This is a genomic window from Micromonospora sp. LOL_021, assembly GCF_048060215.1.
Taxonomy (GTDB): Bacteria; Actinomycetota; Actinomycetes; order Mycobacteriales; family Micromonosporaceae; genus Micromonospora_E.
In genome coordinates, this window is record NZ_JBHMIN010000014.1 from 60,541 (window position 1) to 87,537 (window position 26,997).

Annotated in this window: 24 protein-coding genes and 3 pseudogenes; 12 read left to right on the forward strand and 15 right to left on the reverse strand. The window is 73.0% G+C overall.

Features of this window, described 5'->3' with window-relative positions; genetic code table 11:
• Positions 1-272 precede the first annotated feature (272 nt).
• Together ACFHWT_RS12075 and ACFHWT_RS12080 are read right to left on the reverse strand one after the other, a co-directional pair.
• Positions 273-1,790, reverse strand: a complete 1,518-nt coding sequence (locus ACFHWT_RS12075) for a sensor histidine kinase (protein ID WP_416594683.1) — start codon at positions 1,788-1,790, stop codon at positions 273-275.
• 40 nt (positions 1,791-1,830) lie between these two features.
• On the reverse strand, positions 1,831-2,877 hold the full coding sequence (locus ACFHWT_RS12080; protein WP_416594751.1) for an SIS domain-containing protein: 1,047 nt from the start codon (positions 2,875-2,877) through the stop codon (positions 1,831-1,833).
• Positions 2,878-3,209: 332 nt separating this feature from the next.
• Here ACFHWT_RS12080 and ACFHWT_RS12085 point away from each other — a divergent pair, with 332 nt between their 5' ends.
• Complete coding sequence (locus ACFHWT_RS12085) at positions 3,210-4,946, forward strand: tetratricopeptide repeat protein (protein WP_416594752.1); 1,737 nt, start codon at positions 3,210-3,212, stop codon at positions 4,944-4,946.
• Between the two features lie 52 nt (positions 4,947-4,998).
• On the opposite strand, the gene ACFHWT_RS12090 is transcribed toward ACFHWT_RS12085, so the two are convergent.
• Entirely contained in the window at positions 4,999-5,214 is a 216-nt protein-coding gene (locus ACFHWT_RS12090; RefSeq protein ID WP_416594684.1) for a biotin/lipoyl-binding carrier protein, read from the reverse strand.
• A gap of 223 nt (positions 5,215-5,437) precedes the next feature.
• On the opposite strand from ACFHWT_RS12090, the gene ACFHWT_RS12095 reads away from it, so the two are divergent.
• Positions 5,438-5,512, forward strand: coding sequence for a 50S ribosomal protein bL37 (locus tag ACFHWT_RS12095; protein WP_370461611.1), 75 nt, complete (start codon positions 5,438-5,440; stop codon positions 5,510-5,512).
• 49 nt (positions 5,513-5,561) lie between these two features.
• Here ACFHWT_RS12095 and rsrA read toward each other — a convergent pair whose 3' ends face one another.
• From rsrA to ACFHWT_RS12120, 5 genes and pseudogenes are all read right to left on the reverse strand, one after another.
• Positions 5,562-5,846, reverse strand: a complete 285-nt coding sequence (rsrA, locus tag ACFHWT_RS12100) for a mycothiol system anti-sigma-R factor (RefSeq protein ID WP_416594753.1) — start codon at positions 5,844-5,846, stop codon at positions 5,562-5,564.
• 5 nt (positions 5,847-5,851) lie between these two features.
• Positions 5,852-6,511, reverse strand: a pseudogene (locus ACFHWT_RS12105) (sigma-70 family RNA polymerase sigma factor); the annotation flags it as partial.
• 525 nt (positions 6,512-7,036) lie between these two features.
• Positions 7,037-7,750 carry an alpha/beta family hydrolase gene (locus ACFHWT_RS12110; protein ID WP_416594685.1) on the reverse strand — a complete coding sequence of 238 codons (714 nt, stop codon included), beginning with the start codon at positions 7,748-7,750 and terminating at the stop codon, positions 7,037-7,039.
• 50 nt (positions 7,751-7,800) lie between these two features.
• Complete coding sequence (locus ACFHWT_RS12115) at positions 7,801-8,193, reverse strand: WhiB family transcriptional regulator (protein ID WP_416594687.1); 393 nt, start codon at positions 8,191-8,193, stop codon at positions 7,801-7,803.
• Between the two features lie 251 nt (positions 8,194-8,444).
• Positions 8,445-9,197: an SOS response-associated peptidase gene (locus ACFHWT_RS12120; protein ID WP_416594688.1), complete on the reverse strand. Its 753-nt coding sequence runs from the start codon at positions 9,195-9,197 to the stop codon at positions 8,445-8,447.
• A 48-nt stretch (positions 9,198-9,245) separates the two neighbouring features.
• Here ACFHWT_RS12120 and aroA point away from each other — a divergent pair, with 48 nt between their 5' ends.
• From aroA to ACFHWT_RS12140, 4 genes and pseudogenes are all read left to right on the forward strand, one after another.
• Positions 9,246-10,544, forward strand: coding sequence for a 3-phosphoshikimate 1-carboxyvinyltransferase (gene aroA / locus ACFHWT_RS12125; RefSeq protein ID WP_416594689.1), 1,299 nt, complete (start codon positions 9,246-9,248; stop codon positions 10,542-10,544).
• Positions 10,517-11,689 (forward strand): ribosome small subunit-dependent GTPase A, encoded by a 1,173-nt coding sequence (locus ACFHWT_RS12130; protein WP_416594690.1) that lies wholly within the window; start codon positions 10,517-10,519, stop codon positions 11,687-11,689. Before aroA ends, ACFHWT_RS12130 begins: the two co-directional genes overlap by 28 nt.
• A gap of 66 nt (positions 11,690-11,755) precedes the next feature.
• On the forward strand, positions 11,756-12,547 hold the full coding sequence (hisN, locus tag ACFHWT_RS12135; protein WP_416594691.1) for a histidinol-phosphatase: 792 nt from the start codon (positions 11,756-11,758) through the stop codon (positions 12,545-12,547).
• Positions 12,548-12,631: 84 nt separating this feature from the next.
• Positions 12,632-13,531: pseudogene (locus tag ACFHWT_RS12140) on the forward strand (hypothetical protein); the annotation flags it as partial.
• 167 nt (positions 13,532-13,698) lie between these two features.
• Here the strand turns inward: ACFHWT_RS12140 and ACFHWT_RS12145 are convergent.
• A pseudogene (locus ACFHWT_RS12145) lies at positions 13,699-14,919 on the reverse strand (glycosyltransferase); the annotation flags it as partial.
• A gap of 281 nt (positions 14,920-15,200) precedes the next feature.
• Between ACFHWT_RS12145 and ACFHWT_RS12150 the strand changes: the two are divergent.
• The 3 genes from ACFHWT_RS12150 to ACFHWT_RS12160 are packed head-to-tail and all read left to right on the forward strand — an operon-like array spanning position 15,201 to position 17,003.
• Positions 15,201-15,950, forward strand: a complete 750-nt coding sequence (locus tag ACFHWT_RS12150; RefSeq protein WP_416594692.1) for an ATP-binding protein — start codon at positions 15,201-15,203, stop codon at positions 15,948-15,950.
• Between the two features lie 2 nt (positions 15,951-15,952).
• Entirely contained in the window at positions 15,953-16,393 is a 441-nt protein-coding gene (locus ACFHWT_RS12155; RefSeq protein ID WP_416594693.1) for a hypothetical protein, read from the forward strand.
• A gap of 28 nt (positions 16,394-16,421) precedes the next feature.
• Positions 16,422-17,003 (forward strand): DUF5709 domain-containing protein, encoded by a 582-nt coding sequence (locus ACFHWT_RS12160; protein ID WP_416594694.1) that lies wholly within the window; start codon positions 16,422-16,424, stop codon positions 17,001-17,003.
• Between the two features lie 27 nt (positions 17,004-17,030).
• Here the strand turns inward: ACFHWT_RS12160 and ACFHWT_RS12165 are convergent, their stop codons facing one another.
• Both ACFHWT_RS12165 and macS read right to left on the reverse strand, forming a co-directional pair.
• Positions 17,031-17,660 (reverse strand): response regulator, encoded by a 630-nt coding sequence (locus ACFHWT_RS12165; protein ID WP_416594754.1) that lies wholly within the window; start codon positions 17,658-17,660, stop codon positions 17,031-17,033.
• 41 nt (positions 17,661-17,701) lie between these two features.
• Positions 17,702-18,973 carry a MacS family sensor histidine kinase gene (macS, locus tag ACFHWT_RS12170; RefSeq protein WP_416594695.1) on the reverse strand — a complete coding sequence of 424 codons (1,272 nt, stop codon included), beginning with the start codon at positions 18,971-18,973 and terminating at the stop codon, positions 17,702-17,704.
• A 169-nt stretch (positions 18,974-19,142) separates the two neighbouring features.
• Between macS and ACFHWT_RS12175 the strand changes: the two genes are divergently transcribed.
• Positions 19,143-19,661: an ATP-binding protein gene (locus ACFHWT_RS12175; RefSeq protein ID WP_416594696.1), complete on the forward strand. Its 519-nt coding sequence runs from the start codon at positions 19,143-19,145 to the stop codon at positions 19,659-19,661.
• On the opposite strand, the gene ACFHWT_RS12180 is transcribed toward ACFHWT_RS12175, so the two are convergent.
• Both ACFHWT_RS12180 and ACFHWT_RS12185 read right to left on the reverse strand, forming a co-directional pair.
• Positions 19,642-20,580: a ribose-phosphate diphosphokinase gene (locus ACFHWT_RS12180; RefSeq protein WP_416594697.1), complete on the reverse strand. Its 939-nt coding sequence runs from the start codon at positions 20,578-20,580 to the stop codon at positions 19,642-19,644. The genes ACFHWT_RS12175 and ACFHWT_RS12180 overlap by 20 nt on opposite strands.
• A 102-nt stretch (positions 20,581-20,682) precedes the next feature.
• Positions 20,683-21,657: an acetylxylan esterase gene (locus tag ACFHWT_RS12185; RefSeq protein ID WP_416594698.1), complete on the reverse strand. Its 975-nt coding sequence runs from the start codon at positions 21,655-21,657 to the stop codon at positions 20,683-20,685.
• Between the two features lie 84 nt (positions 21,658-21,741).
• Between ACFHWT_RS12185 and glpK the strand changes: the two genes are divergently transcribed.
• Entirely contained in the window at positions 21,742-23,262 is a 1,521-nt protein-coding gene (gene glpK / locus ACFHWT_RS12190; RefSeq protein ID WP_416594699.1) for a glycerol kinase GlpK, read from the forward strand.
• 12 nt (positions 23,263-23,274) lie between these two features.
• Here glpK and thrS read toward each other — a convergent pair whose 3' ends face one another.
• A complete protein-coding gene (gene thrS / locus ACFHWT_RS12195) occupies positions 23,275-24,588 on the reverse strand; it encodes a threonine--tRNA ligase (RefSeq protein WP_416594700.1) in 1,314 nt (437 codons plus the stop codon).
• A gap of 307 nt (positions 24,589-24,895) precedes the next feature.
• On the opposite strand from thrS, the gene ACFHWT_RS12200 reads away from it, so the two are divergent.
• The gene (locus ACFHWT_RS12200) at positions 24,896-25,591 is read left to right on the forward strand and encodes a methyltransferase domain-containing protein (RefSeq protein ID WP_416594701.1); all 696 of its coding nucleotides are present in this window, start codon (positions 24,896-24,898) and stop codon (positions 25,589-25,591) included.
• A 60-nt stretch (positions 25,592-25,651) separates the two neighbouring features.
• On the opposite strand, the gene aspS is transcribed toward ACFHWT_RS12200, so the two are convergent.
• Positions 25,652-26,956, reverse strand: coding sequence for an aspartate--tRNA(Asn) ligase (gene aspS, locus ACFHWT_RS12205; protein ID WP_416594702.1), 1,305 nt, complete (start codon positions 26,954-26,956; stop codon positions 25,652-25,654).
• Positions 26,957-26,997 lie beyond the last annotated feature (41 nt).

Sequence of the window (26,997 nt, forward strand, 5' to 3'; positions counted from 1 at the left end):
GGCCGGCGCGGGATGCCGCCCGGAACACAAAAGGGTCGGGCGTGCCTCAGTCGGCCGGACAGATGGCGCTGCGGACGCGACCGTAATCGACGTGGCGGCGGGCCACGAAGCGGCGCTCAACGGCAGCGGTCATGGCACGAATGTTGCCACATCCGTACCGGTCAGACCAGCGCACCGTAGCCGACGTCCCACATGACGGGCGAGCTGTGGGCCGGCTCACCTGCGGCCGGCGGGATTCAGGGAGTCACCTGCCGGCCAGCGGGGCCAGAGAGTCACCTGCGGGCCAGCGGGACCACCAGCACCGCCTCGGTGCCGCCGCCCGCCCGGTTGCGCAGCTCGATGGTGCCGCGCAGCTCGCCGGTGGCCAGGGCCCGCACGATCTGCAGGCCGAGTCGGCCGCCCGCGGTCGCGTCGAACTCCGCCGGCAGGCCCCGACCGTTGTCGACCACCGTCACGTGCAGCTGCTTGCGGAACCGGTGCACCGTCACCACCACCTCGGCGGCCGGCGGCGACGCCCCGCCGCCCTCGCCGGCCGACGGGAAGCCGTGCTCGACCGCGTTGAGCAGCAGTTCGTTGAGCACCATCACCAGCGAGGTGGCGATCTCCGCCGGCAGTACGCCGAACGTGCCCTCCCGGCGCATCACCACCTCGACCTCGGTGGCGGCCACCTCGGTCGCGGCGCTGGCAACCCGGTCCAGGATGCCGTCGAACTCGACCGCCTCGTCGCTGGACATGGCGAGGGTCTCGTGTACCAGGGCGATGGAGGCGACCCGGCGTACCGACTCCTCCAGGGCCGCCCGCGCCGCCGGCTGCTCCACCCGACGGGCCTGCAGCCGCAGCAGCGCCGCCACCGTCTGCAAGTTGTTCTTCACTCGGTGGTGGATCTCCCGGATGGTGGCGTCTTTGGTGATCAGCGCCCGGTCCCGGCGGCGTACCTCGGTGATGTCGCGGACCAGCACCAGCGCACCGATCGGCACGCCGGCCGGCATCAACGGCAGCGCCCGGGTGAGCATGGTGGCGCCACGGGCCTCGATCTCCTTGCGGGCCGGCGCCTCGCCGCGCAGCGCGGCCAGCATCCGGTTGGCCGCGTCGGTGCCCTCCAGCGGGTCGTCGGCGAGCCGGTGACACAGCGCGGCGAGGTCCTCACCCACCAGGTGGGCGGAGAAGCCGAGGCGGCGAAACGCCGACTGGGCGTTCGGGCTGGCGTACGTGGTCTTGCCGCTGGCGTCCAGCCGGATCAGCCCGTCGCCGACCCGGGGCGCCGAGGTGGTCTCGCCCGGGTGCCGGGCCGGCGGGAAGGTGCCGTCGGCGACCATCTGGGCGAGGTCGTCGGCGGTGGTCAGGTAGTTCAGTTCGAGCTGGCTGGGGGTGCGGGCGGTGGACAGGTTGGTGTCCCGACCGACCACCGCGATCACCCGGCCGGTCTCGCCGACGGCCGGGCGCATCCGGACCGGCATCGCCTCGTGCCGGGCCGGCGTGTTGCCGTACCAGACCGGGTCGCCCTCGCGCCAGATCCGACCCTGGTCGTACGCGATGGTCAGGTGCGCCACCTCCGGGCCGTCCACCGTCCGCCCGACCTGGTCGTCCTGGTAGGCGGTCGGCGCCGTGGTGGGCCGGACCTGGGCCACGCACAGGAACGAGCCGTCGGCGTCGACCGGCACCCAGAGCAGCAGATCGGCGAAGGACAGGTCGGACAGCAACTGCCACTCCCCGGCGAGCCGGTGCAGGTGGTCGATGTCGACCGGCCCCAGGGAGGTGTGCTCCTCGACGAGATCGCGCAGGGTGGACACCCTCGTAGCCTGCCATGCGTCGGCTGGGCGGGCACAGCCGTCACCGGGTGGAGGTGACCTTGGCCAGCCCACGGGGCGCGTCCGGGTCCTCGCCCCGGGCCAGCGCGAGGGCCAGGGCCAACTGCTGCGCGGGCAGGATGTCCAGCAGGGGCGCGTACCGCTCGTCGACGTCGGGCACCCCGATCACCGCAGCCGGGCTGGTCTGGCCGGTCCCGGCGGCGCCGGCCCCGATGGCGAGTACGTCGGCCCGCCGCTCGCCGAGCCGGCGCAGCACGTCGCGCATGGCGGTGCCGCCGGGCCCGGAGCCGACCACGGCGAGCACCGGCACGTCGGGGTCGGTCATCGCCAACGGGCCGTGCAGCAGGTCGGCTCCGGAGAAGGCCAGCGCCGGCAGGTACGACGTCTCCATCAGTTTCAGGGCGGTCTCCCGCGCGGTCGGGTAGCCGTACCCGCGCCCGGTGGTGACCAGCCGGGCGGCGAACCGGTAGCGCGGTGCCAGCTCGGCGGCGGTGGGATCGGCCAGCACCCGGTCGGCGAGCGCGGGCAGGGCGTCGAGGGCGACCCGCTCGTCGGGCGGCAGCGCCCCGTCGCCGGCGCGGATCCCCTCGACCAGCATCAGCAGGGCGAGCAGCTCGGCGGTGTACGTCTTGGTGGCGGCGACCGCCCGCTCGTGGCCGGCGGCGATGTCGACGGTGAGCTCGGCGGCGGCGGCCAGCGGCGATTCGGGGGTGTTGGTCACCGCCACGGTCAGCGCGCCCTGCTCCCGGGCCACCGCCAGCACCTCGGCGAGGTCCGGCGAGCCGCCGCTCTGGCTGACCCCGACGACCAGCGCGTCCCGCAGATCGGGGCGGGCGCCGAAAAGGGTCACGGCGCTCGGTGAGGCCAGCCCGGCGGGCAGCCCGAGCCGGATCTCGCTCAGGTACGCGGCGTACAGCGCGGCGTGGTCGGAGGTTCCCCGGGCGGTGAACACCACGTGGCGTGGGCGGCGACCGGCGATCGCCGCCGCCACCTCGGCGATCGGGTCGGCGTACGCCGGCTGCAGCAGCCGGGCGTAGCCGGCCGGCTGTTCGGCGATGTCGGCGGCCATCCCGGTGCCGGGCCGGGCGACGCCTGCCCCGTCAGCTGCCCGTGCTCCGCCAGCTGCCCGGTCAGCCGTCCCGGGCTGGTCCGACACCGGCTTCCGCTGCGTCACGACGCCTCCCTGTCTGCGCGATCCAGCTCGAACGATGATCATTCTTGCACTTTTCTGCCACCTGACGCAATGAAGCGAGCAGCAATGCGCAGGGTACGACGTTTGGCGCTGCGTGCCCTAGGCTGCCGAAGCCAGGGGGGACGATCAGCTACGAGGATCGGAAGAACGTGTCCGAGGGATTGCACGACCCGCGGCTGGCGGCCGAGGGCGAGCTGGCACTGGCCCGGATGGCACTCGACGAGGGTGACTACCGGCACGCCGCCGACCACGTCGCCGGTGCGATCACACACGCGCCGACCATGCCCGAGGTGCATGAGATGCTCACCCGGCTGGCCGCGCGCACCGGCGGAGGTCTCGACCTGTTCCCACTGGACGAGCAGGTCTTCATCGGCGCCGTGGTGGCCCGGGCGCATCTGCTGGCCGCCGCCGGCCGGGCCGGCGAAGGGCTCGAGCTGCTGGCCGCCGCGACCGGGCACGCGCCGACCGTGGACTGGGCCGGGGTGCCCTGGGTAGGCGCCGAGGACCTGCCGGCCCGGCTCGACCCGGACCAGATCGCCATCGTGCTGATGCAGATCTGCGCCAGCGTGCCCGACCCGGTCCCCGCCGCTGACCGGCCGCCCCTGCTGCCGTACCTGCGGCTCGCCGGACACGCCACCGCCGCACACCCCGACCACGGCCTGCTGCTCGGCGCCAGTTCGGCGCTGGCCCGCCGGCTCGGGGAGATCACCACCGCGCTGGACTGGGCGACCCAGGGGGTCCGCGCCGAGCCGTCCAAGTTGGCCGAGGTGTGGCTCGGGTACGCGTACCGCAGCGCCGGGCGCACCGGCGCAGCGATCGCCGCCCTCCGCCGGGCGAGCGCCCACGACCCGGACGACCTGTCCATCTACGCCGACATCGCCGGCACCCTCGCCGACGCGGGGCGCCTCGACGAGGCGATCGACTGGATCGAGCGGGCACTGGCCCGCAACCCCACCTTCGACTGCGCGGTGCACACCGCGTACCGGCTGCGTTACCGCCGGGACGGCGACCTGCGCCACCTGATCGCCCTGGCGGACTTCCAGCGGGACCACCCGGACGACTCGCACGAACACCACGACCTGGCCGAGTGCTGTCACGACCGACCCTGGCTGGCCCGGCTGCCGGCAGCCGGCGGACCGGTGGTCGCCACTGTCGAACGGGCGCTCACCCGTGGGCTGGTGCCGACCAGGCTGTCGCTGCGCCAGCCGGAGCCGCCCAGCGCGATGCGGCTGCTCGGCACGGCTTTGCCCGGACTACCGGTCACCGTGGAGCGGACCCCGACACCGGATCCCCGTCAGCCACGCCGCACCTCGGTACGGCAGCTCTGGCGCTACGCCGGCTGGCAGGCCGACCCGGCGCTGGACCACCCGTCGCCGCAGGCGTGCGAGCGGATCCGGCAAATCGCCCAGCCTGTCTGGCACCACCCGCCGGCCGCGTACGACAGCGCGGTGATCCTGGCCACCCTCGACGCCGACGACCTGCTCGGCCTGCTGGTACACCCACCGCCGCCAGCGGATCCGGCCGGCACCGACCCGGCTGGCTGGCTGCGGTGCGTGCAGGTGTGGGCCTGCCTGGGCATGCTGCACCACCGCACCGACGAGCCCTGGCCCGACTCGACCCGGCGCCGGGTACTCGTCGACGTGGCCTGGGGTGTCGAGGACTGGGCCGCCGAGGCGGCACTGTTCGCCCTGGTCACGGCCGCGTGGGTGGATCCGGCGGTACGCCCGGACGTGGCCCGGGTGGTGGCGGAGCGGCTCGCCGACGCGGTGGAGGTCGCCGAGCACCGTACCGTGCCGATCCTGTGGTCGTTGGCCCACCTGGCCTTGGCCACCCCGGAGCTCGACCCGGACACCGCCAGCACGGCACGCCGAATCGCCGGCCGGTCGGCGCGGATCCCGCGCCAGCGCCGGCCCGGTCTGATCCGTCGGCTGCTGGGCCGGGCCTGACCCCCCCGTCCGACCGGGCCTGACCCCCCGTCCGACCGGGTCCGCGAGGAACCTATTCGATGACCGCGATCAGGTCGCCTTCCTGGACCACGTCGCCCTCATCGACGGCGAGCTTCTGTACCACCCCGTCGGACTCGGCGACCACCGGAATCTCCATCTTCATCGACTCCAGGATCACCAGAGTGTCGCCGTCGGAAACGGTGTCGCCGACGGCGGCCACCACCTTCCAGACGTTGGCCACCATCTCGGCTCGGATCTCTTCGGCCATCAGCCGGCCCTCCTCCGTACGCCCGGCTCACCGGCCGGCCCGTCCCTCGCGCCGGCCCACCGGCCGACCCGTCCCGTAACCACCGGCCTGTCCCGCGTGTGCCGGTTGCGACATGCGAAAGGTATCCAATGGCGTGCCCGTCGCGCATGCCGCTCGCCGGACCGGCCTAGCATCAACGGGTCAGCTCCCGGTCTACGGGAGACACCGTCCGACGGGAGGACAGATGGCCAAGAAGGCCCGCAAGAAGAAGGCACGTAAGAAGAGCGCCGCCAACCACGGCAAGCGCCCCAACTCCTGACGCCGGTGGGTCGCCGGTCGGGCCACCCGACCGGCGGCCCACAGCAGGGTCAGTCCGGCAGGTACTCCCGCGAATCCGCGTCGAACACGAACTCGCTGAGCTTGGCGCGCAACCGATCCCGCAGTTCGGCCGGGGCCGTCTCGTTGCCACAGCAACGCGCGACGAGCGCCTTGACCTCCTGCTCGATGCCGTACTCCCGCAGGCACGGGGAGCACTCGTCGAGGTGGTGCCGGATGAGGTCCCGCCGCTCCTCGGCACACTCCAGGTCCAGGTAGAGGTAGACCTCGGCGAGCACCTGACGGCAGTCCTGGTCGAACGAGTCACCGCCTTGCACGATCGTCACACCTCCTGGCCGGCCGCGGCGGGCTTGGTCGAGCGGACCCGGTTGAGGCCGCGATCGGTGGCGTAGCGCTCCAGCATCCCGCGCAGATTCCGCCGCCCGCGGTGCAACCGGGACATGACCGTCCCGATCGGAGTCCCCATGATGTCGGCGATCTCCTTGTAGGAGAAGCCCTCGACGTCGGCAAGGTAGACGGCGAGCCGGAAATCCTCCGGCAGTTGCTGCAGGGCCTGCTTGATGTCGCTGTCCGGCAGCCGCTCCAGCGCCTCGGTCTCGGCGGACTTCAGTCCGCTGGAGGTGTGCGACTCGGCGGCGGCGAGCTGCCAGTCGGTGATCTCCTCGGTCGGTGCCTGCACCGGCTGGCGCTGCCGCCGACGGTAGGAGTTGATGTAGGTGTTCGTCAGGATGCGGTAGAGCCAGGCCTTGAGGTTGGTGCCCTCCTCGAACTGGTGGAAGGCGGAGAACGCCTTCAGGTACGTCTCCTGCACCAGGTCCTCGGCGTCGGCAGGGTTGCGGGTCATCCGCAGCCCGGCCGCGTACAACTGATCGACGAAGGGCAACGCATCGCGCTCGAACCGCGCACGCCGCTCGTCTGTCCGCTCTGATCGGGTCAACCGCTCGTCCCCCCTCGACTGTCCCGCCGAGGATACGCGCAAAGGCTGACCGGCCGTCGCGGTTCGACCAGGTGTGCCCGTACTCACCGGTCGGGTGGCAGGCTGACCTGTTCGGCGCGGGGCGGGCTCACCGACCCGCCGGGCGGCCGACGCCGGTCGGACCGGTCCGTGGGGTCGGGACGGCCCCGGCGCGGCGAGCCCTTCCAGGGTCCGCAACTCGGGTGACCATTCGAAGGCGTCCCGCAGTCGACGGCCACCGTCGTGCTGGCCCGCAGGCTGCGTCGCGCCGCGTATGTGGATGCGCACCGATTCCACCCCTTCGTCGAGACTGAGCTCCCGGGGTAGTAACGCGGGCCGGGTGGTAGCGCATTCCAACCCGTCCCGGCCCCGGAACCCGGTGACGGGCTCCGGAACCGGGAAGGGCCTGGGAGTTCCCGCGGCGGTGTCGCCACCGCGGCGCTCCGAACGCCGGCTCGGCGTCACGGACACCCGATGCAACGACGGGTACCGGGCACCGGACACGGCCGGCCGGTCAACGTGGGGGGTGGCAGCCGTGCTCGGCGTGCGGGGTCACCGGCCCGCCCAGCCGTGCCGGACCAGCCAGTCGACCACCACGTCGGCCGTACCAGCCGGGTCGCCCCGCAGATCGTGCCGTTCACCCAGGCGGACCACCACGTCGCGGCCGGCCGCCGGGGCCGGCACCCCGAACGGGTCGCGATCGCCGTTCACCACCAGGGTCGGCCGGCCGGTGTCGAGCTCGTCCGCCCGGGTCCGCTCCGGCCGCCCGGGCGGGTGCAGCGGGAAGGCGAGGGCGACGACCGCGTCGGCGTGCACCGCCGCAGCCGTACGGCAGGCCACCCGCGCGCCGCTGGACCGTCCGCCGACTATCAGCGGTGGCGGGGGGGTGAATCCGGCGACCACCTCGGTGACCACGGCACGCCAGGCCTCGTCCAGGTGGTGGGCCGGTGCGGGAGCCCGCCGACCGGCGACCCGGTACGGCTGGGTCACCAGGGCCACCGCCACCGCGGCCCGGGACGCCGCCGAACGCAGTGCCGACAGATCGGCGGCGGCCACGTCGCCGCCGGCACCGTGCCCGAGCACCAGCAGACCGGCCAGCGGCACCGGCGGGACCGTCAGGTCGACCCAGGCGGTTCCGCGCGGCGTCGGCACCGACCGTCGGTCGGCGCCCGGGCCGGCGGGTTCACCCGAGCCGGCGGGTTCACCCGAGCCGGCGGGTTCACCCGGGCCCATCGCCTTCGGCTGGTCCGAGTCGCTTCGCTGCACCGGACCATTGTGCCGTGGCCGTCGGGCGTACCCGCCTGGCAACGCCCCGATCAGCTCAGCGGCACCAGGGTGAGCAACCGGTCGCGGACCGGCGGGCCGGCTTCGTCGGCCGGAGCGGGATCCGGACCGCCGGAGCCCCGCCAGGCCACCTGCATGGCCCGGCGTTCCCGCGGGGTCGTCGCCCCCCAGACGCCGTGGCTGTCCCCGGCGTCGAGCGCCCAGGCCAGGCACGGCCCCTGGACCGGACAGGTACGGCAGAGCGCGACTGCCGCGTCGGCCGGTTCGCTCGGCGCGGGAAAAAACGTCTCCGGGTCGACGCTCTGGCAGACCCCGCGAGTCCGCCAGGCCTCGTCGATGCGGCGCTCCGCCATCGCTGTGAGCAGCCTGGGGTCGCGCCGCGCGGCAGCGACCTCATGTGGACGGGGCATTCGCGCCCGTGTCATTACCCACCTCCCCCGTGGGATCTTAGACATTGATCAACGTCGTTGGTTTGCGGCGAATCGGAATCCACTGTCGGCGCTGGTTTCTATCGCACTTCGGCAGGCACAGACAAGGGCCTGCATCGATTCTGGGGAAAATACGTCCCGGCGATTCGGTCCCAACACTGGCAAACCTCCGCCCGCGTGGTCGTCCGATCACCGAACGTAGGACCCCGGCGTCACCGCCGGGCGTGGGAGCGGTACCATCCGCAGGGTCAGAAGAGCTCCGGCTGCGCCGCCGGACCCGCCGGCCCCGACCCGCTCCCCGGAGCGACCCGTTGCACCAGTTCAGCGCCGTTGTTGCGGACGTTGCCGACCGCCGTGCCCACCGGCCGAATCTCGATGTGGTCCAGGTAATTGTCATCCGGCGGAGCCAGCAGGGCGGTGCCGTCCACTTCTGGGTCGAGCCATTCGGCCCAGCGGTCCTCCGGCAGCAACAGCGGCATTCGATCATGAACCTCGGCGAACGGCCCGACCGCCGCAGTGGTAATCACACTGCTCGTGATCATTGGGTCCGGCCGGCCCCAAACCGACCAGAGACCGGCGAACGCCAGTACCCGGCCGTCGACCGGGGTCATGAAGTACGGCTGCCCGCCACCGCGCCGGGCACCGGGCGGGCGTACCCACTCGTACCAGCCGTCGGCCGGCACCAGACAGCGACGACGGGCGAACGACGGCGCGAACGCCCGACTGGACGCGACCGTCTCCGAACGCGCGTTGATCATGCGCGTACCGATCCGGGGGTCGGCGGCCCACGGCGGCACCAGGCCCCACCGGGCCACGCTCACCACCCGCCGGGCGGCCGCCGGCTGGCCGGCCCGGTCACCCCGGGACAGCCGCACGATGGGCACCGGATCGGTAGGTGCCGCGTTGTAGTCGGCCGCCAGCGGACCGCCCGTGTCGTCCAGCGCCTCGAACAACGCGGAGAGATCCGCCGCGCTGCGCGTGGTCGCGTACCGCCCACACATGGTGCCCAGGCTAGTTGGTCGGCCGGGCGTGGTTGGCACACTGTACGGGTGCCTGAACTCAGCAGTGTCCCGCCGCACCAGCCATGGACCGCACCCCGCGCCGCCGGGCCGATCCGGTCCACCCTCCGACTGCCCGGCTCGAAGTCGATGACTGCCCGCGCCCTGGTGCTGAGTGCGCTCGGCACCGCCCCCGGCGGCGTCGTCCGCCCGCTCCGGGCCCGGGACACCACGCTGATGGCCGCCGGCCTGGCCGCGATGGGGACCGGGATCGACACCGCCTCCGCGCAGCGCTGGCCGGTCGTCCCGGCCGCACTGCACGGCCCGACACACGTCGACGTCGGCCTCGCCGGCACCATCATGCGGTTCCTGCCGGCGGTGGCCGGGCTGGCCGACGGTCCGGTCACCTTCGACGGCGACCCGCAGGCCCGGGCCCGCCCGCTCGGCCCGCTGCTCGACGGTCTGCGCCACCTCGGGTTGCGCATCGACGCCGCGCCGACCGGCGGGCTGCCGGTCACCGTGCACGGCACCGGACAGGTCGCCGGCGGTGAGGTCGGGGTCGACGCCTCGAAGTCCAGCCAGTTCGTCTCCGGTCTGCTGCTGGCCGCGCCCCGGTTCACCGGCGGGGTGCTGGTCCGGCACACCGGGGCGGTGCTGCCGTCCGCCCCGCACATCCGGATGACCGTCGAGATGCTGCGCGCCGCCGGCGCCGTGGTCGACGACTCGGTGCCACAGACCTGGCGGGTCGAGCCGGGCGAACTGCGCGGGCGGGACTGGCCGATCGAGCCCGACCTGTCCGGCGCGCTGCCCTTCTTCGCCGCCGCGCTGGTCACCGGCGGCACCGTGACACTGGCCGACTGGCCGGCGCAGAGCGCCCAGCCGGTAGGCCAGCTGATCGAGCTGATCGAGCAGCTCGGCGGCTCGGCCACGGTCGACGCCGGCGGGCTGACCGTACGGGGCACCGGCACGGTGCACGGCGTCACCGTCGACCTGCGCCAGGTCAGCGAGTTCACCCCGGTGCTCGCCGCGCTCGCCGCGCTCGCCGACGCGCCGTCGCGACTGACCGGCGTCGCCCACATCCGTGGACACGAGACCGACCGGCTGGCTGCGCTGGCTGCCGAGTTGACCGGGCTCGGCGCCGCGGTGACCGAGCTGCCCGACGGGCTGGAGATCGCCCCCAAACCGCTGCACGGCGCGGTGTTCCGCACCTACGACGACCACCGGATGGCACACGCCGCCGCGGTGCTCGGCCTGGCGGTGCCGGGCGTCGAGTTGACCGACGTCGCGTGCACGGCCAAGACGCTGCCGGAGTTTCCGGCACTATGGTCGGCGGTGGCGGCGGGAAACTGACCGCGACGGGAGAGGAGCAGATCCTGGCCGGCAGGCGCAGGGAGTACGACGAGGACGACGTGCGGGTACGACCGCGCCGGTCGTCCCGGCCGCGTACCCGCACCCGCCCGGCTCACGACGACGCGGTCGACGGTTTCGTGGTCACGGTCGACCGGGGCCGTTACGGCTGCGTACTCACCGGCCCGCAGCCGGTCGCCGGCCCGCCTCCGGTGGTGACCGCGATGCGGGCCCGGGAGCTCGGCCGGCGCGCGGTGGTGGTGGGCGACCGGGTCGCGTTGGTCGGCGACGTGTCGGGCGACGCCGGCAGTCTCGCCCGGATCGTCCGGATCGACGAACGGGCCTCGGTGCTACGCCGCACCGCCGACGACGACGAGACCACGCCGGAAGGCCGACTGGAACGGGTGGTCGTCGCCAACGCCGACCAGCTGGTGATCGTCAGCGCGTTGGCCGACCCGCCGCCCCGGACCGGGTTCATCGACCGTTGTCTGGTCGCCGCGTACGACGCCGGGATCGACCCGCTGCTCTGCCTGACCAAGGCCGACCTGGCCGACCCGGCTCCGGTCGTCGACTACTACCGGGATCTCGACCTGGAGTACGTGCTGTGCCGACCCGGCAGTGACCTGGCCGACCTGCGGCAACGCCTGGCCGGTCGGCTGTCGGTGCTGGTCGGGCATTCCGGGGTGGGCAAGAGCACACTGGTCAACCGGCTCGTGCCGGAGGCGTTACGAGCGGTCGGCACGGTCAGCGCGATCGGCCGGGGACGGCACACCTCGTCCAGCGCGGTCGCCCTGCGGCTGCCGTACTCCGGCGCGTCGCCCCACGACGCCGGGGTGGTGGGCAGTCGGGCCGACGCGCGGGTCGTCCCGGCCGGCGACCCCGGATGGATCGTCGACACGCCCGGCGTACGCAGTTTCGGGCTGGCCCACGTGTCGGCCGAGAGCCTGCTGCACGGCTTCGCCGACCTGGTCGAGGGGAGCCTCGACTGCCCGCCGAACTGCGAGCACACCGGCGACGCCGACCAGTGCCGGCTGGCCGGCTGGGTGGCGGCCGGCAACGCCGATCCGCGCCGGCTGGCGTCGTACCGGCGGCTGCTGGACTCCCGGTCCGGGGACACCGAGACCGGCCGTACCGCGACCCGCGAGTGAGCTGGCCGAACCTTGCGCGGTGGGACATCCGACCATTGCGGTGAGTAATCAGATACCTTTCCCGCCATGGCCCGGTACGCCGACGATCTCTCCCTCGCCCATCTGCTCGCCGACACCGCGGACTCGATGTCGATGGCCCGGTTCCGGGCGCTCGACCTGCGGGTCGAATCGAAGCCGGATCTCACGCCGGTCTCCGACGCGGACACCGCCGTGGAGAAGGCGCTGCGCGCCACCCTGGCCCGAACCAGACCCCGTGACGGCGTGCTGGGCGAGGAGTTCGGCGCGTCGGTCGCGGCGGCGGGACCCGGCAACCGGCAGTGGGTGATCGACCCGATCGACGGCACCAAGAACTTCATCCGGGGCGTACCGGTCTGGGCCACGCTGATCGCCCTGATGGAAGGGGACCAGCCGGTGGTCGGCCTGGTCTCGGCACCGGCGCTGGGCCGACGCTGGTGGGCCGCGATCGGTCACGGAGCGTACGCAGGACGGCACACGGCCGCCGCCACCGCGATCCAGGTCTCCGGGGTCCGCCGCCTCGCCGACGCCAGCTTCTGCTACTCCTCGCTGACCAGTTGGGAGGAGTCCGGGCGGCTACCGGCCATGCTGGACATCATGCGGTCGGTGTGGCGCAGCCGGGCCTACGGGGACTTCTACGGCTACATGCTGGTCGCCGAGGGCGCGGTGGACGCGATGGTCGAACCGGAGCTGTCGCTGTGGGACCTGGCCGCGTTGATTCCCATCGTCACCGAGGCGGGTGGCACCTTCACCGATCTGACCGGCCGGGCGGGCCCGGCCGGCGGCAGCGCCGTGGCCAGCAACGGCAGGCTGCACTCCGACCTGCTGCACCGGCTCAGCTGACCGCAGCCGGTCTCAGGTGGAGCGAATCGAGCGACCGTCTATCCTCGCCGGGTGACGTCGACCGGTTGGTGTTTTATCGCGGCGATGATCGCCACCTACGGCGTCGCACACCTCTTCCAGGCGGTGGCCGCTGCCCGCACCACGGTCCGCCGCTGCTTCGACCCCGGCCTGCTGCTGCGACTCGCCCGGCAGCCGGTGTACCTGATCGGCCTCGGCTGCCAGTGCCTCGCCTTCGTGCTGGCCTTCCTGGCCCGGCGGGACCTGCCGCTGTTCCTGGTCCAGGCGAGCGTGGCCGCCGCCCTCGGGGTGACCGCGCTGCTCGGGGTGCTGACCCTGGGCTGGCGGCTGCCGGCCGCCGAGGTGGTCCTGCTGGTGCTGCTGCTGGTCGGAGTCACCGCGCTGGTCGTCGCCGCCCGCCCCGCGCCGGCCCACCCGCTCGGCCCCCGCGCGGTGGCCGTCATCGCCCTCGCCGGCCTGCTGATCGCCGCCCTCGGTGCCGGGGCCGCCCGGCTCGACGGCTCGACCGCGGCCGTCTTGCTCGGACTGCTCGCCGGGTTCGCCTTCTCCGCCGCCGCGGTCGCCTCCCGGCCGCTCGCCGGCACCGCCAGCTACCGGGACCTGGTCACCGAACCACTGCTCTACCTGCTGATCGTGCACTCAGCCATCGGTCAGTGGCTGATCGGCCTGGCGATGCAGCGCGGTTCGGTCACCGCCGCCATCGCGGCGATGGACGCGGCGGGCGCGGTACCGGCCGCCATCGTCGGCCTGCTGCTGCTCAACGACAAGATCTGGCCCGGACGCGAATGGCTGGCCGCCGTCGGTTTCCTGATCACGCTGGCCGCCGTGCTCGGTCTGACCCGCTACGCGACGACCCAGCACGCACCCGAGACCCCGCAGCCGGCCTGGGCCGGCGGCCCGGGTCAGGCAGGCCGGACCGACAGCACAGGTCAGCCGGCCAGCACAGGTCAGCCGGCCAGCACAGGTCAGCCGGCCCGGACCGGCGTAGCGGTCGCCTCCGCCGGCGCGGTCGCCTCGATCGCCGCCAGGTCGATCTCCACGTCGACCGGCTCGACCGAATCACCGTCGGGCAACTGCCCGGAGACGACGCCGCTCGACCCGGCCGGCACCGGGCCGCCGTGGCGCCCCCCGAGCACCCGCTGGTAGAGCCGTTCGATGGCGGCGGCGGTCCGGTCCCAGCCATACCGGCACCGGACCCGGTCGACCGCCGCATGCCCGTACGCGAACCGCTCGGCCTCGTCGGCGAGCAGCCGCCGCAGCGCGACGCCGAGCGCCCGGACGTCGCCGGGCGGCACCAGCCGACCGGTCACCGCGTCCACCACGCAGTCGGCCACCCCGCCGTGGGCGTACCCCACCACCGGCACGCCGCACGCCATCGCCTCCAACGCCACCGTGCCGACGGGTACATACCGGCTCGTGCAGGCGACCACGTCGACCGACCGGTACAGCTGCGGCATCTCCCCCGCCGGCACCGCGCCGAGTAGTTCGATCTGGTCGGCAACCCCGTACCGGGTGGCCACTTCCCGCAGTCGCCGTGCGTCCGGGTGCCCGGCCAACTCGGCCCGGTCGGGCCCGCCGGCGATGAGCACGTCGACGTCGCCGACCAGCCGGAGCGCGCCGATCAGCTCGTCGTGCCCGGAGCCGGGGGTGAGGTCGCCGACGGCGAGCAGCCGGCGACGCCGCCGTACCGGCGACGCGGGGTCCGGCGTAAACCGTGTGGTGTCCACCCCGGGTGGGATCATCGCGACCGACGCCCGGTCCCGTCCCATCCGGGCCAGTTCGTCCACCTCCTCGGTGCACTGCGCGACGGCCGCGTCGACCACCCGGCACAGCGCCTGCTCAAGCGCGATCCGTTGCCGGGGGCCCCGGTAGCCGGGACCCAACTGCCGCTGCTGTTGACTACCGATGCTGTGGAAGGTCTGCACCAGCGGAACCCGGCTGCGGCCCACCGCGCTGGCGGCCGCGAGACCACCCGGCCAGAAGTGCCCGTGCACCACGTCCGGCGTCCACGGTCCGTCGTCCCACTGACCCGCCAGCCAGCGGCTGAACTCCGGCAGGTGGGCCAGCAGGTCAGCGGTGCCGAGCCGGGTCGGCGGACCGACCGGCACCCGGACCAGCTGGTAGCCGTCCGACGACTCGCCATCCGGCTCGTCCGGCCCGGTCCGCCGCTGGTAGACCCGGACGTCGTGGCCGAGAGCGGCCAGTTCGGTGGCGAGCCGGGCGATGTGCTGCCGGGTGCCGGTGACCGGCTGCCCGGCGGTGTCGAGACGTCCGGGGTCACGCTGTGCGAGGTCACGGTGTACGTGGTGGCCCATCGCAGCTCCATCGTGGGCAGACACCAGACCGACGCGCATCTTCACCTCCGTTGCTCGTCACGGGTCCTAGCGGTTCTTTCTAACCCCTGCGGTACGAGGATTCCTCCGGTTCCGGCGAGCACCACCCTCGGGTGAGAGCCACGGGTGAGGTGCGCCGAGCCACACCGGTGGTATGACACGCCCAAATCGGGGTACCGGTACGCATGGCAGCGACCGGGACGCAGAGCAGCCGCTTCCGCCCAACGGGTACGTCGGGGCGGCGGACGACCGGGCCTGATGTCCGCAGCGCCGGGTTGGTACGGGGCGCCGGGAGGAGGAACGTGCCTACCGATCTGCGGTGCGTGCTGGAGTGTGACCCGACCGAGCCGGTGATCCGGCTGGCCGGGGTGCTGGACCGGCACGCGGTCGACGACGTCCGGGCGGCGCTGCTGGACTGCCTGGCCGACCGGGCGGCCCCGGTAGCGGTGGACGTCTCCGCGGTACGCGACGTCGCGCCCGGCGCGTTGCTGCGGCTCGGCGAGGTCGCCAGGACGGTTGCCGACTGGCCGGCCGGCGGCTTCGTCTGCTGCGCCGCGCCGCCCGGCACCGACCGGACCTGGTCAGCGGCGGGGCTGACCGTACTGCCCGACGCCACCCTGGCGGCGGCGCTGGTCACCGGCGCGCCGCCGGCCGCGCCGCTGAGCGCCGAACTGGACCCGGTCGTCGGAGCTGCGCGGACCGCGCGGGCGCTGCTCGCCGAGGGCTGCCGCCGGTGGGGGCTGCCGCAGCTGGTCGATCCGGCCGCCGTGGCGCTCACCGAACTGGTCAACAACGTGGTGGTGCACGCCGGCACGCCGATGTCGGTGCGGATCGGTCTGCGGGACGGCCGGCTGCGGATGTCGGTGCGCGACGGCTCGGATAACCTGCCCACCCCGGCCGGGCCGGTCCCGGCGGCGCCGACCGCGCTGGGCGGTCGGGGCATGCTGCTGGTCGACTCGGTGGCGTGGCGGTGGGGCTGCACCCGGCTGCGAGGCGGCAAACTCGTCTGGGCGGCCATCGATCCAGCGGACCACCCACAGGACGGAGACTGACAGTGGGACGGCACGACAATTCGACCGGCCCGGCCCGGCTCGCCCTGCTACTGGCCGGGGTGGCGGTCGGCTACCTGCTCGGCAGACGGACCAGGTCTGGCGGAACAGACGTCACGACAGGTCCGGCCGTGGACCAGCCGGCTACGCACCCGGCGACCGCCGGGCCGGTGCGGGTGCGGCCAGCGGTGGCGCCGGCCGGCCAGCGGCCCGGGACCGACCTCGGGTACCACCCGGGACGCCCGACGGACGAGGAGTTCGCCGCCGACATGGTGAGCGGATCCTCGGCGACCACCGCCTCGCACCCGTACCAGGTGCCGGCCGGTAGGACCACGGCGACGCCGGCGGCGCCGGTCGGCGACCCGGCCGTGCCGACCGGCGCGGACGGTGACGACGCGCCGCCGCCGGTGCGCCGCCGCCCCGACCCGCCCCGGCCAGGTGTGTGACCGCCACCGACCCGGGTAATGGGACGGCATGCGTACAGACGACTTCCCCCGGCCGGTTTCCGACCCGGAGTCCGAAGGAATCCCGCAGACCGCGGACGACGACTCGACCGCGTACGACGACGTGGCCAGCGGCCGCGAGGCCGACGGCCCGGACCCGGAGAGCATCCCGGGCGACGTGCCGGTGGCGGTGGACCACTTCGGCAACACCGCCCAGGAGCAGCTCGACGGGGAGTCGTTGGACTACAAACTCGCCCGGGAGGCGCTGGGCAGGCCGGTGGACGATCCCCTCGGCGGGCCGGTCGACCAGGCGCTCGGCGACGAGGCCAACAGCGAACAGGCCGCCGCCCAGGCACAACGCGACGCCGACGTACTCGACCCCGGCCCGTACTCGGATCCGGACTCACCGGTCTCGATCTACGACCACGGCCGGCTCGGTGGGGCGGACAACGGGATGGTGGGGCGGCTGATCGAAGCCGACGAGGGGGCGCACACCGACGACGAACCGGACTCGGTGGCTGCCGACGCGGGAGCCGCCGGTGGTGGGGCCAGCGCCGAGGAACTGGCGGTCCACGAGACCGAGTCGCCCGAAGACCACCCGATCGACCGCTGACCGAACCGTCGACGCCCGGCCGGCCGGTCAGTCGTCCAGGCCCTGTTCGATCGCGTACCGGGTGAGCTCCACCCGGTTGTGCAGTTGCAGCTTGCCCAGGGTGTTCTGCACGTGGTTCTGCACCGTCCGGTGGGACAGCCCCAGTCGGCTGGCGATCTGCTTGTACGACAGACCTTTGGCGACCAGTCGCAGCACCTCGGTCTCCCGGTCGGTGAGCCGGGGCTCATCCCCGGCGGGGCGCGCGGTGGCGGCCAGCCGGCGGTACTCGCCGAGCACCAGTCCGGCCAGTCCTGGCGTGAAGACGGGCTCCCCGGTCGCGGTCCGCCGGACCGCGTCGAGGAACTCCCCCGGGCCGGCCGACTTCAGCAGGTAGCCGGTCGCGCCGGCCTTGACCGCGTCGAGCACGCTCTGCTGTTCTCCGCTGGCCGACAGCATCAGCACCCGTACGCCGGGCTGCTCGGCCAGCATGCCGCGGATCACCTCCACCCCGGAGATGTCGGGCAGTTGCAGGTCCAGCACCACCACCTGGGGTCGGGCCGCCGCGCAGATCCGCACGGCCTGGCGTCCCTCCCCGGTGGTGGCGACCACCTCGTGGCCGGCCTCGGCCAGGTCCCGGGCCACCCCTTCGCGCCACATCGGATGGTCGTCGACGACCATCACCCGGATCGGCTCCACCGCGTCCGCTGCCGCACCTGCCGTCACCCGTACTCCTCCACCGTCGCGTCCGGGCTCGGCACCCGCAGCTCGATCTCGGTGCCCGCGCCGGGCTCCGAGACGACCCGTACCGTGCCGCCGATTTCGGCGACGCGTCCCTCGATCGACTGGCTCACCCCGAGCCGACCCTGCGCGGCCGCCTCCGCCAGCCGACCGGGTCGGATGCCGCACCCGTCGTCCCGGATCGACACGGTAACCGCGTCCGGCTCCTCTTCGACCAGCACCCACACCCGTGCCTGCGGACCGCCGTGGCGCACCGCATTGTCGACCGCGGCACCGAGCGCCGCGCCCAGCTCGGCGGCGAGCCGACCGGGCAGCAGCACCGGGTCGGCCGGGGTGGCGACCGAGACCCGCGACGACGCGTACCCGTTGACCACGGATCGCAGGTCGACCGGTCCGGTGCCGGGCACCGTCGGGAGGCCGGCCGCCGTCGGCCCGTCCGCCACCGTCGGGGCGTCTGACACCGTCGGGGCGTCTGACACCGTCGCGGCAGGCCCGGTCGGCGCTACGGTGACCCGGCTGGTGACCAGCGCCCGCAACGCGGCCTCCTGCTCCCCGGCGAGCCGGGCCAGCTCACCGGCCTCGCCGTCGAGGTCGGCTCCGCGCCGGGCGACCATCGCCAGCACCTGCAGCACCGAGTCGTGGATGTCGCGGGCCAGCCGTTCCCGCTCCCGGGTCGCGGCGGCCAGCTCCCGGGTCGCCGCCTCCAGCTCGACCGCCCGCTGCAACCGGTCCTCGGCCGCGCCGATCAGCCGGGCCACGTGCCCGACGGCGATGCCGGCCAGCAGCATCAGCACACCGGGAGTGACCGACGACTCGTTGAGCCGGTCCCGTACCGCGAGGTCGGCGGCGGTCAGCACCAGGGCAGCGGCCGCACCGAGCCGCCGGCCGCCGGCGACCGCCCAGGCCAGCACCGGACCGGCGAGCCAGGCGACCGCGATGGTCGGCACCCCGTCGGCCAACGCGGGTCGCCCGATGATCCATGGGCTGACCAGCAGCGGGACCAACGCGACGAACAGGTCGGCGGCGAGCAGCGGCCAGCGACGCAGTCGGGGCTGGGCGTACGCCCAGCTGGCGGCGACCGTCCAGGCGATCATGCCGAGCAGGACCGGGACGGCGACGAGCGGATGGGCGTAGTCGGCGGCGTTGCGGGCGTACAGCACCAGCACGTAGCCGAGGGCGGTGAACCGGAACACCGCGAGGGCCCGCCACAACGGGACGATCAGGGTGCCCACCGGGGCAGGGCTCTGCCGCACCCGCTGACGATGGCACACGACCGGGCGGCCGGCGAGGGCCGGCCACCCCCGGCACGGAGCGAGCCGTCTCGGGCGGGCCGGACACGCCCGGACCGAGGTGCATTTCCCCACAGGTCAACGTAGGGTGAGAATGCCACGAAAGCACTGACGATCAGCAGCCGGATGGGCCATGACCGACGCAGATCCCCCGTCATCGCGTACGGTCGTGCCTATCGACCCGATGGATCTGCTCAGCGAGACCTTCGACCGGTCGCAGGTCACTGACCTGCGACATCACGTCGCATCGTGCGCCAGTTCGGCCGGGATGATCGGCCAGCGGCTCGATGACTTCGTGCTGGCCGTCAACGAGCTGATCACCAACGCGGTCCGGCACGGCGGTGGCCAGGGCTGGCTGCGGATGTGGCGTGACACACAGTCGATGTACTGCGAGGTCGCCGACAACGGGCAGGGCATCCGGTCCGACCGACTGCGCAACCGGGACCGCCCAGCGCCGAACACGGCGGGTGGCTGGGGGCTGTGGCTCACCGAGCGGTTGACCGACACCATGGCGGTCGCCACCGGCCCGGAGGGCACCACGGTACGGATCAGCCTCAGGTTGACCGACCCCGCAGCGTCCGGGGCCGGGGTGACCGAGTCGGCAGCGTCCGGGGCCGGGGTGGACGATCCGGTCAGCCGAACAGGGCGCTGACCGACTCGCCGTTGTGAATCCGGCGCATCGCCTCGGCCAGCGCCGGCGCGACGGAGAGCACCTGCAGCTTCGGCACCCGCTTGGCGGCCGGAATCGGCACCGTGTTCGTGCAGACGATCTCCAGTACGCCGTCCTGGTCGCTGAGCCGGTCCAGCGCCCCGCTGGAGAACAGCCCGTGGGTGCAGGCGATGCGGATCGACCGGACCTTCAGCTCCCGCAGGTGGTCGATCAGCTCGATCACCGTACTGCCTTTGGCGATCTCGTCGTCGAGGACGATCACGTCGCGGTCGACAACGTCGCCGATCACCGCGCTGATCTGTACCCGGTCGTCGCTGAACCGCTGCTTGGCCCCGGCCGCGACCGGCAGACCGAGCATCCGGGCGAAGGCGGCGGCCTCCTTGGCGTTGCCCAGGTCGGGTGAGACGACCACGGTGTCGGTCAGGTCGTGGTTGTGGAAGTGCGCGGCAAGCTCACGCAGCGCGTGCAGGTGGTCGACGGGCACGCTGAAGAAGCCGTGCACCTGCGGGGAGTGCAGGGTCATCGCGAGCACCCGGTCGGCGCCGGCGGAGACCAGCAGATCGGCGACGAGCCGGGCACCGATCGAGATCCGTGGGGCGTCCTTCTTGTCCGACCGGGCGTACGCGTAGTGCGGCAGCACCACGGTAATCCGGCCGGCGGACGCGCCCCGGGCGGCGTCCAGCATCAGCAGCAGCTCCACCAGGTGCTCCTGCACCGGCGGCACCAGCGGCTGGATCAGGAACACGTCCCGCTCGCGGCAGTTCGCCTGCAGCTGCACCTCCAGGCAGTCGTTGGCGAACCGGGACACCCGCACCGGGTGCAGCGGCACGTCGAGGTGGGTGCAGATCTCCGCAGCCAGCTCGGGGTGGGCGCTGCCACTGAACACTGCGATGTCACGCACCAGGTGATGGTAGGTCAGACCGAGACCAGCACCGACAGCACCCACGACGGCAACGGCAACCTGCTGCTGGATCCGCGCGAGAACCGGCCCGCGCTGCTCAGCTCAGCCGAGTTGCTTGCGGACGAACTCGATCGACAGCTGGTCGAAGTGTGCCCGGCCGCCCTCGTGCCCGTCCCACTCGTACACCTCGATCTCCTTCGGACCGGCGTACGCGTGGTAGGCGGCGAAGACCGTGGACGGCGGGCAGGTCTGGTCCATCAGCGCCGCGCTGAACAGCGCCGGGGCGGTGGCCCACGGCACCAGGTGGGCGGCGTCGACGTAGTCGACGGTGGCGAACGCCGCAGCGGCCCGCTCCGGCTGGATCCGGCAGAACCGGACCAGCTCGTTGTACGGGTCCGCGTCGGTGATCGTGACGGCACGGCGGATGTGACACAGGAACGGCACCCGGGACACCACCGCGCCGACCCGGTCACCGGCGAGCGCGGCGGCGGCCAGCGCCAACCCGCCGCCCTGGCTGGTGCCGACCACGGCGATCCGGGACCGGTCGACACCGGGCAGCTCGGGGGCGATCTCCACCGCCCGGGCCGCGTCAGTGATCAGCCGGCGGTAGTAGTAGCCGGCCGGGTCCAGCACCCCCCGGGTCAGGTAGCCCGGGGTGGTCGGCCCGGACCCGTCCGGCCCGGCGTCCGGGGTGTCCCCGCCGCGCCACGACCCGCCCTGGCCCCGGGTGTCCATCACCAGGTGGGCGAAGCCGGCCGAGGCCCACAGCAGCCACTCGTGCGGCCGGCCGCGGCCGCCGCCGTACCCGATGAACTCGACGACGACCGGCAGCGGCCCGGCGGCGCCCGACGGTACGTTGAGCCAGCCTTTGATTTCCTGGCCGGCGAAGCCGGTGAAGCTGACGTCGTACGTGTCGATCATGCGCAGCGCGGTTTCCACCGGGGTCGCCACCGGCGGCACCGCCATCGACCGGGCATCGGACAGCGTCTCGTCCCAGAACTCGCGCAGATCCGCCGGAGGTGACAGCTCAGGCTGGTAGCGCCGCAGCTGATCGAGGGGTAGATCGAACCAGGCCATGGCGGCACGCTACCAGCGCCGGCCGACCCGACGGGGGCCGATGTCTGCGGCCATGCCGGCCCTGGCTACGGCCATACTGGCCCGATGACGGAGCAGACCAGCGTGGCCACCGCCGGACGGTACGTCGCCGCCATCGACCAGGGCACCACCTCGTCGCGGTGCATCGTCTTCGATGCCGACGGCGCGATCGTCGCCATGGCGCAGCGCGAACACCGGCAGATCTTCCCGCGCCCCGGCTGGGTCGAGCACGACGCCGAGGAGATCTGGGCCAACGTCGAACAGGTGGTCCGCCAGGCCCTCGCCGACGCCGGCGCAAGTGGATTGGCCGCGATCGGCATCACCAACCAGCGGGAGACCACCGTGGTGTGGGACCGGGCCACCGGCCGGCCGGTGCACCACGCGATCGTCTGGCAGGACACCCGCACCGGGCCGCAACTGCAGCGGCTCGGCGCGGCCGTCGGCGAGCAACGGCTGCGGGCGCGCACCGGGCTGCCGCTGGCCACGTACTTCGCCGGGCCGAAGGCGATGTGGCTGCTGGAACACGTCGACGGGCTGCGTGAGCGGGCCGAACGCGGCGAGGTGCTGTTCGGCACGATGGAGTCCTGGCTGATCTGGAAGCTCACCGGCCGGCACGTCACCGACGTCACCAACGCCAGCCGTACCCTGCTGATGGACGTGCGCACGCTGCGCTGGGACGACGAGATCCGGTCCGCGGCGGGCATTCCGGCCGCGATGCTGCCGGAGATCGTCCCGTCGGCCTCGATCTACGGTACGGCGGACGCCGACGTGGCCGGCGGGGCGCTGGCCGGCGTGCCGGTCGCCAGCGCGCTCGGTGACCAGCAGGCGGCGCTGTTCGGGCAGACCTGCTTCCAGCCCGGCGAGGCGAAATGCACCTACGGCACCGGCAGCTTCCTGCTGCTCAACACCGGTACGAGTGCGGTCACCTCGCGACACGGGCTGCTGACCACGGTGGCCTACCAGATCGGTGACGCCCCGGCGCACTACGCGCTCGAAGGTGCGATCGCGGTGACCGGCTCGCTGGTGCAGTGGCTGCGCGACAATCTGGGGCTGATCTCCAGCGCGGCGCAGATCGAGGAACTGGCCCGCAGCGTCGACGACAACGGCGGCTGCTACATCGTGCCGGCGTTCTCCGGACTGTTCGCCCCGCACTGGCGGGCCGACGCCCGGGGCGTGGTCGCCGGGCTGACCGGGTACATCACCAAGGGACACCTGGCCAGGGCCGTGCTGGAAGCGTCGGCGTGGCAGACCCGGGAGGTGGTCGACGCGATGAACGCAGACTCCGACGTGGCGCTGCGCCGGCTGCGGGTCGACGGCGGGATGACCGCCAACGGGCTGCTGATGCAGTTCCTCGCCGACGTGCTCGACGTGCCGGTGGTCCGCCCGGCGGTCAGCGAGACCACCTGCCTGGGGGCGGCGTACGCGGCCGGGTTGGCGGTCGGCTTCTGGCCGGACCTGGCGACGCTACGCGCCCAGTGGCGGGCCGACGCGCACTGGCGGCCGGCGATGTCGTCGGCGCACCGGGACCGGGAGTACGCCCAGTGGCGCAAGGCCGTCAGCCGCACCCTCGACTGGGTCGACGACTGACGGCCTGTCCCCTCATCGGCTCGGTTGTCCTGCCTCCCCGCCGGGCAGCAGGTCGCCCGATGGCAGCAGATCTGCCGAGCGGCGGGCGACCGCCGATTCGATCAGCGCGATCGCCTCGCCCGCCGGCATCGCCGGCAGTTGCCGGCCGTCCCGCAACCGCAGCGCGACCCGGCCGTACGGCGCCTCCCGCGCGCCGATCACCGCCACGTACGGGATCTTGCGCCGGGCCGCGGCCCGGATCCGAGCCCCGATGGTGCCGTCGACGTCCACCTCGACCCGCAGACCGGCGGCGCTCGCCTCGCTGGCCAGCGCGTCAGCGGCCGGCCGCTGATCGGTGGCCACCGGCAGGACACACAGCTGCACCGGGGCGTACCAGGCCGGGAAGGCACCGGCGTGCACCTCGATCAGGTGCGCGAACAGCCGCTCCATCGAGCCGACCAGGCTGCGGTGCACCATCACCGGCCGGACCCGTTCACCACGTTCATCGATGTAGGACAGGTCGAAGCGGGCCGGCTGAAGGAAGTCGACCTGAATGGTGGACAGGGTCGACTCGCGTCCGGCCGGGTCGACGATCTGCACGTCGATCTTCGGTCCGTAGAAGGCTGCCTCACCGGCGACGACGCCGTACCGGACGTCTGCCGCGTCCAACGCCTGGCGCAGCAGCCGCTCGGCCATCTCCCACGCCTCGTCGTCGCCGGCGTACTTGCCGCCGGCACCGCGACGCGACAGCCGGTACGACGACACGCGTACGCCGAGTGCGTCGTGCGCCTGCCGCATCAGCCGCAGCACGTCGGCGATCTCGGCAACGACCTGCGGCACCGCGCAGAAGATGTGCGAGTCGTTCAGCCAGATCGACCGTACCCTGGTCAGCCCACCGACCACGCCGGAGCGTTCCGCCCGGTACATGGCGCCGAGTTCAGCGATCCGCAGCGGCAGGTCCCGGTAGGAGCGCTGCCGCGACTTGAACATCAACGCGTGGTGCGGACAGAGGCTGGGCCGTAACACCAGCCCGTCCCCGTCCCCGTCCCCGTCCCCGTCGTCGACGTCGACGTCGACGTCGGTCCTGCTCACCGCCATCGGCGGAAACATCTCGTCGGCGAAATTCATCCAGTGGCCGGACAGCTCGTACATCTGCCGTTTACCCAGCACCGGTGAGTAGACATGCTGGTATCCGGCGCGGCGCTCCAGCTCTCGTAGGTACGACTCGACTTCGTAGCGGGCCGCCGCGCCGGCCGGCAGCCAGAACGGCAGACCGGCACCGATCAGCGGATCAGAGTCGAACAGGTCGAGTTCCCGGCCGAGCTTGCGGTGATCGACGTGTCTCACGGTTTCTCCTGGGGTCATGGCCCCGGCCGAGACACGCACGGAGAGCCGGAAACGGCCCCGGGCGTCTCGCCCGGGGCCGTTTCGTCAGCTGAGGATCAGGTCAGCGCGAACGTACGCCGGGACGTCCCGGCGTCGTCGTGGCCAACCTCAGATCCATGCCGCGATCGTACGCCTGCCCCGCCCCGCCGCCTACCGATTTCGCCAGCACCCGACGATCAGGCTGAGCCGCACACCGCCACCCGAACCGTTCGCGCCGGCTCCGCACAAACCGTTCGCGATGGATGGCGACTGGCGGGATGCTGTCGGAATGCCCGCCCGCACCGCCTACCACGACGAGCTCGGCGACCACTTCGCCCGACACTCCGACACCAGTCCGTACAACGCCTACACCGACCGGCCGGCGATGCTCGCCCTCGCCGGGGACGTCGCCGGGCAGCGAATCCTCGACGTCGGCTGCGGGGCCGGGCACTACGCGGCGGAGCTGCTGTCGCGCGGTGCCGAGGTCGTCGGGATCGACGGCAGCGCGACGCTGCTGGCGCACGCCCAGCGCAGGTTGGGCGACCGGGCCGACCTGCACCGGCACGACGCCGAGGATCCGCTCGACTTCATCGACGACGCGTCGTTCGACGGGGTGGTGTGCGCGTTGATGCTGCACCACGTCGCCAACCGACGACAGTTGCTCGGTGAGCTACGACGGGTGCTGCGGCCGGACGGATGGCTGCTGGTCTCCACGACCCATCCGACCGCCGACTGGCGGCACTTCGGCGGCTCGTACTTCGCCGACGACTGGGTGGACCTCCCGCTGTCCGGCGGCCCGCTGTCGATCCGCTACCAACGCATGACGCTGGAAACGTTCCTGGGCGAGCTGCTGGACGCCGGGTTGCGCCTGGAGCGGTTCGTCGAACCACGCCCGGTGCCCAGCCTGTGTGACGTCGACGAGGCGGCCTACCGCAAGCTGCACCGGTCGCCGTCCTTCGTCGCTGTCCGGCTCCGGCGACCCTGACCGGCCTGATGTCGTCCGGTGCCCCGCTGGTCACGGGACACCGGACGACACCGTCGAGGGTCAGGGGGTGAGGCGGTGCAGGTCGCGCGGGAAGAGGGTGACCTGCCGGATGTTCGGTACGCCGAGCAGCCGGGCCACGAACCGCTCCAACCCGAACGCGAAGCCGCCGTGCGGCGGCATGCCGTACCGCATCGCGTCCAGGTAACCGGCGTACGGGGTGAGGTCGGTCTCGCCCCGCTCGGCGAGCGCGTCGACGTAGTCGCCGTACCGGTGCAGCCGCTGCCCGCCGCTGACCAGCTCCACGCCCCGGAAGATCAGGTCGATGGCCCGGGAATGGCCGGGCCGGGCCGGGTCCGGGTGGGTGTAGAACGCCCGGTGCCGGGTCGGATAGCCCTCGACGAAGACGAAGTCGCTGCCGTGCTCGCGCAGCGCCCACTCCCCCAGCCAGCGTTCGTGCTCCGGGGCCAGGTCCGGCTCGCCGGTGACGTCCCGGCCGGTCGCCGCGCTGATCATGTTGAGAGCGTCGACGAAGTGCACGATCACCGGGTCGGCCGGCAGCGCCGGCAGCCGTATGTCGAGCAGTTCCAGCGCCGGCCCGGCCCGTTCGGCGACCGCCGTCAGCATCCCGGCGACGGTGGCGTGGCAGGCGGCGATCACGTCCCGGTGGTCGTCGACGAAGCCGAGTTCGGCGTCGAGCGACGTGTACGCCGCCAGGTGCCGGGCGGTGTCGCTCAGCTCGGCCCGGAACACCGGACCGACCTCGAAGACCCGTTCGAAGATACCGACCATGATCTGCTTGTAGAGCTGCGGTGACTGGGCCAGATAGGCCCGCCGACCGAAGTAGTCGAGGGCGAAGACGTTCGCGCCGCTCTCGGTCGCCGTACCGACGATCTTCGGGGTGTGGATCTCGACAAAACCCATCGTCGTGAGTGTTTTTCGGAAGCCGGCGACGGCGGCGGCCGCGATCCGGTGCGTCGCGGCCAGCTTCGGGTGCCGCAGTGCGACCGGCGCGTGGTCCAGGATCGTCGGCAGGTTCGCCCGCAGGTCCGGCCGATACAGATCAAACGGTACGGGCGCCGCCGGGTCGCTGAGCGGGGTGATCGTCGGCCCGGTGACCTCGACGCCACCGGGGGCGGCCGGCTGAGCGACGACGGTCCCAACGACAGCGACGACGGTCTCCTCCGGCAGGTGTTCGAGCTGGGCCCGTACCGCCGGGTCGGTGACGACGACCTGGGCGAGCCCGGCGGCGTCGCGCAGGATCAGGAACGCGACGGATTTCAGCAGCCGCCGCCGGTGAATCCAGCCGGCCAGCCGTACGGGCTTTTCGACGAAGTCGGGAAGAGCAGCGGAAAGGATGCGTTGCATGGTGGTGACCTCCTCCGGTGTGCGCAACGCGTCCCCAGGGA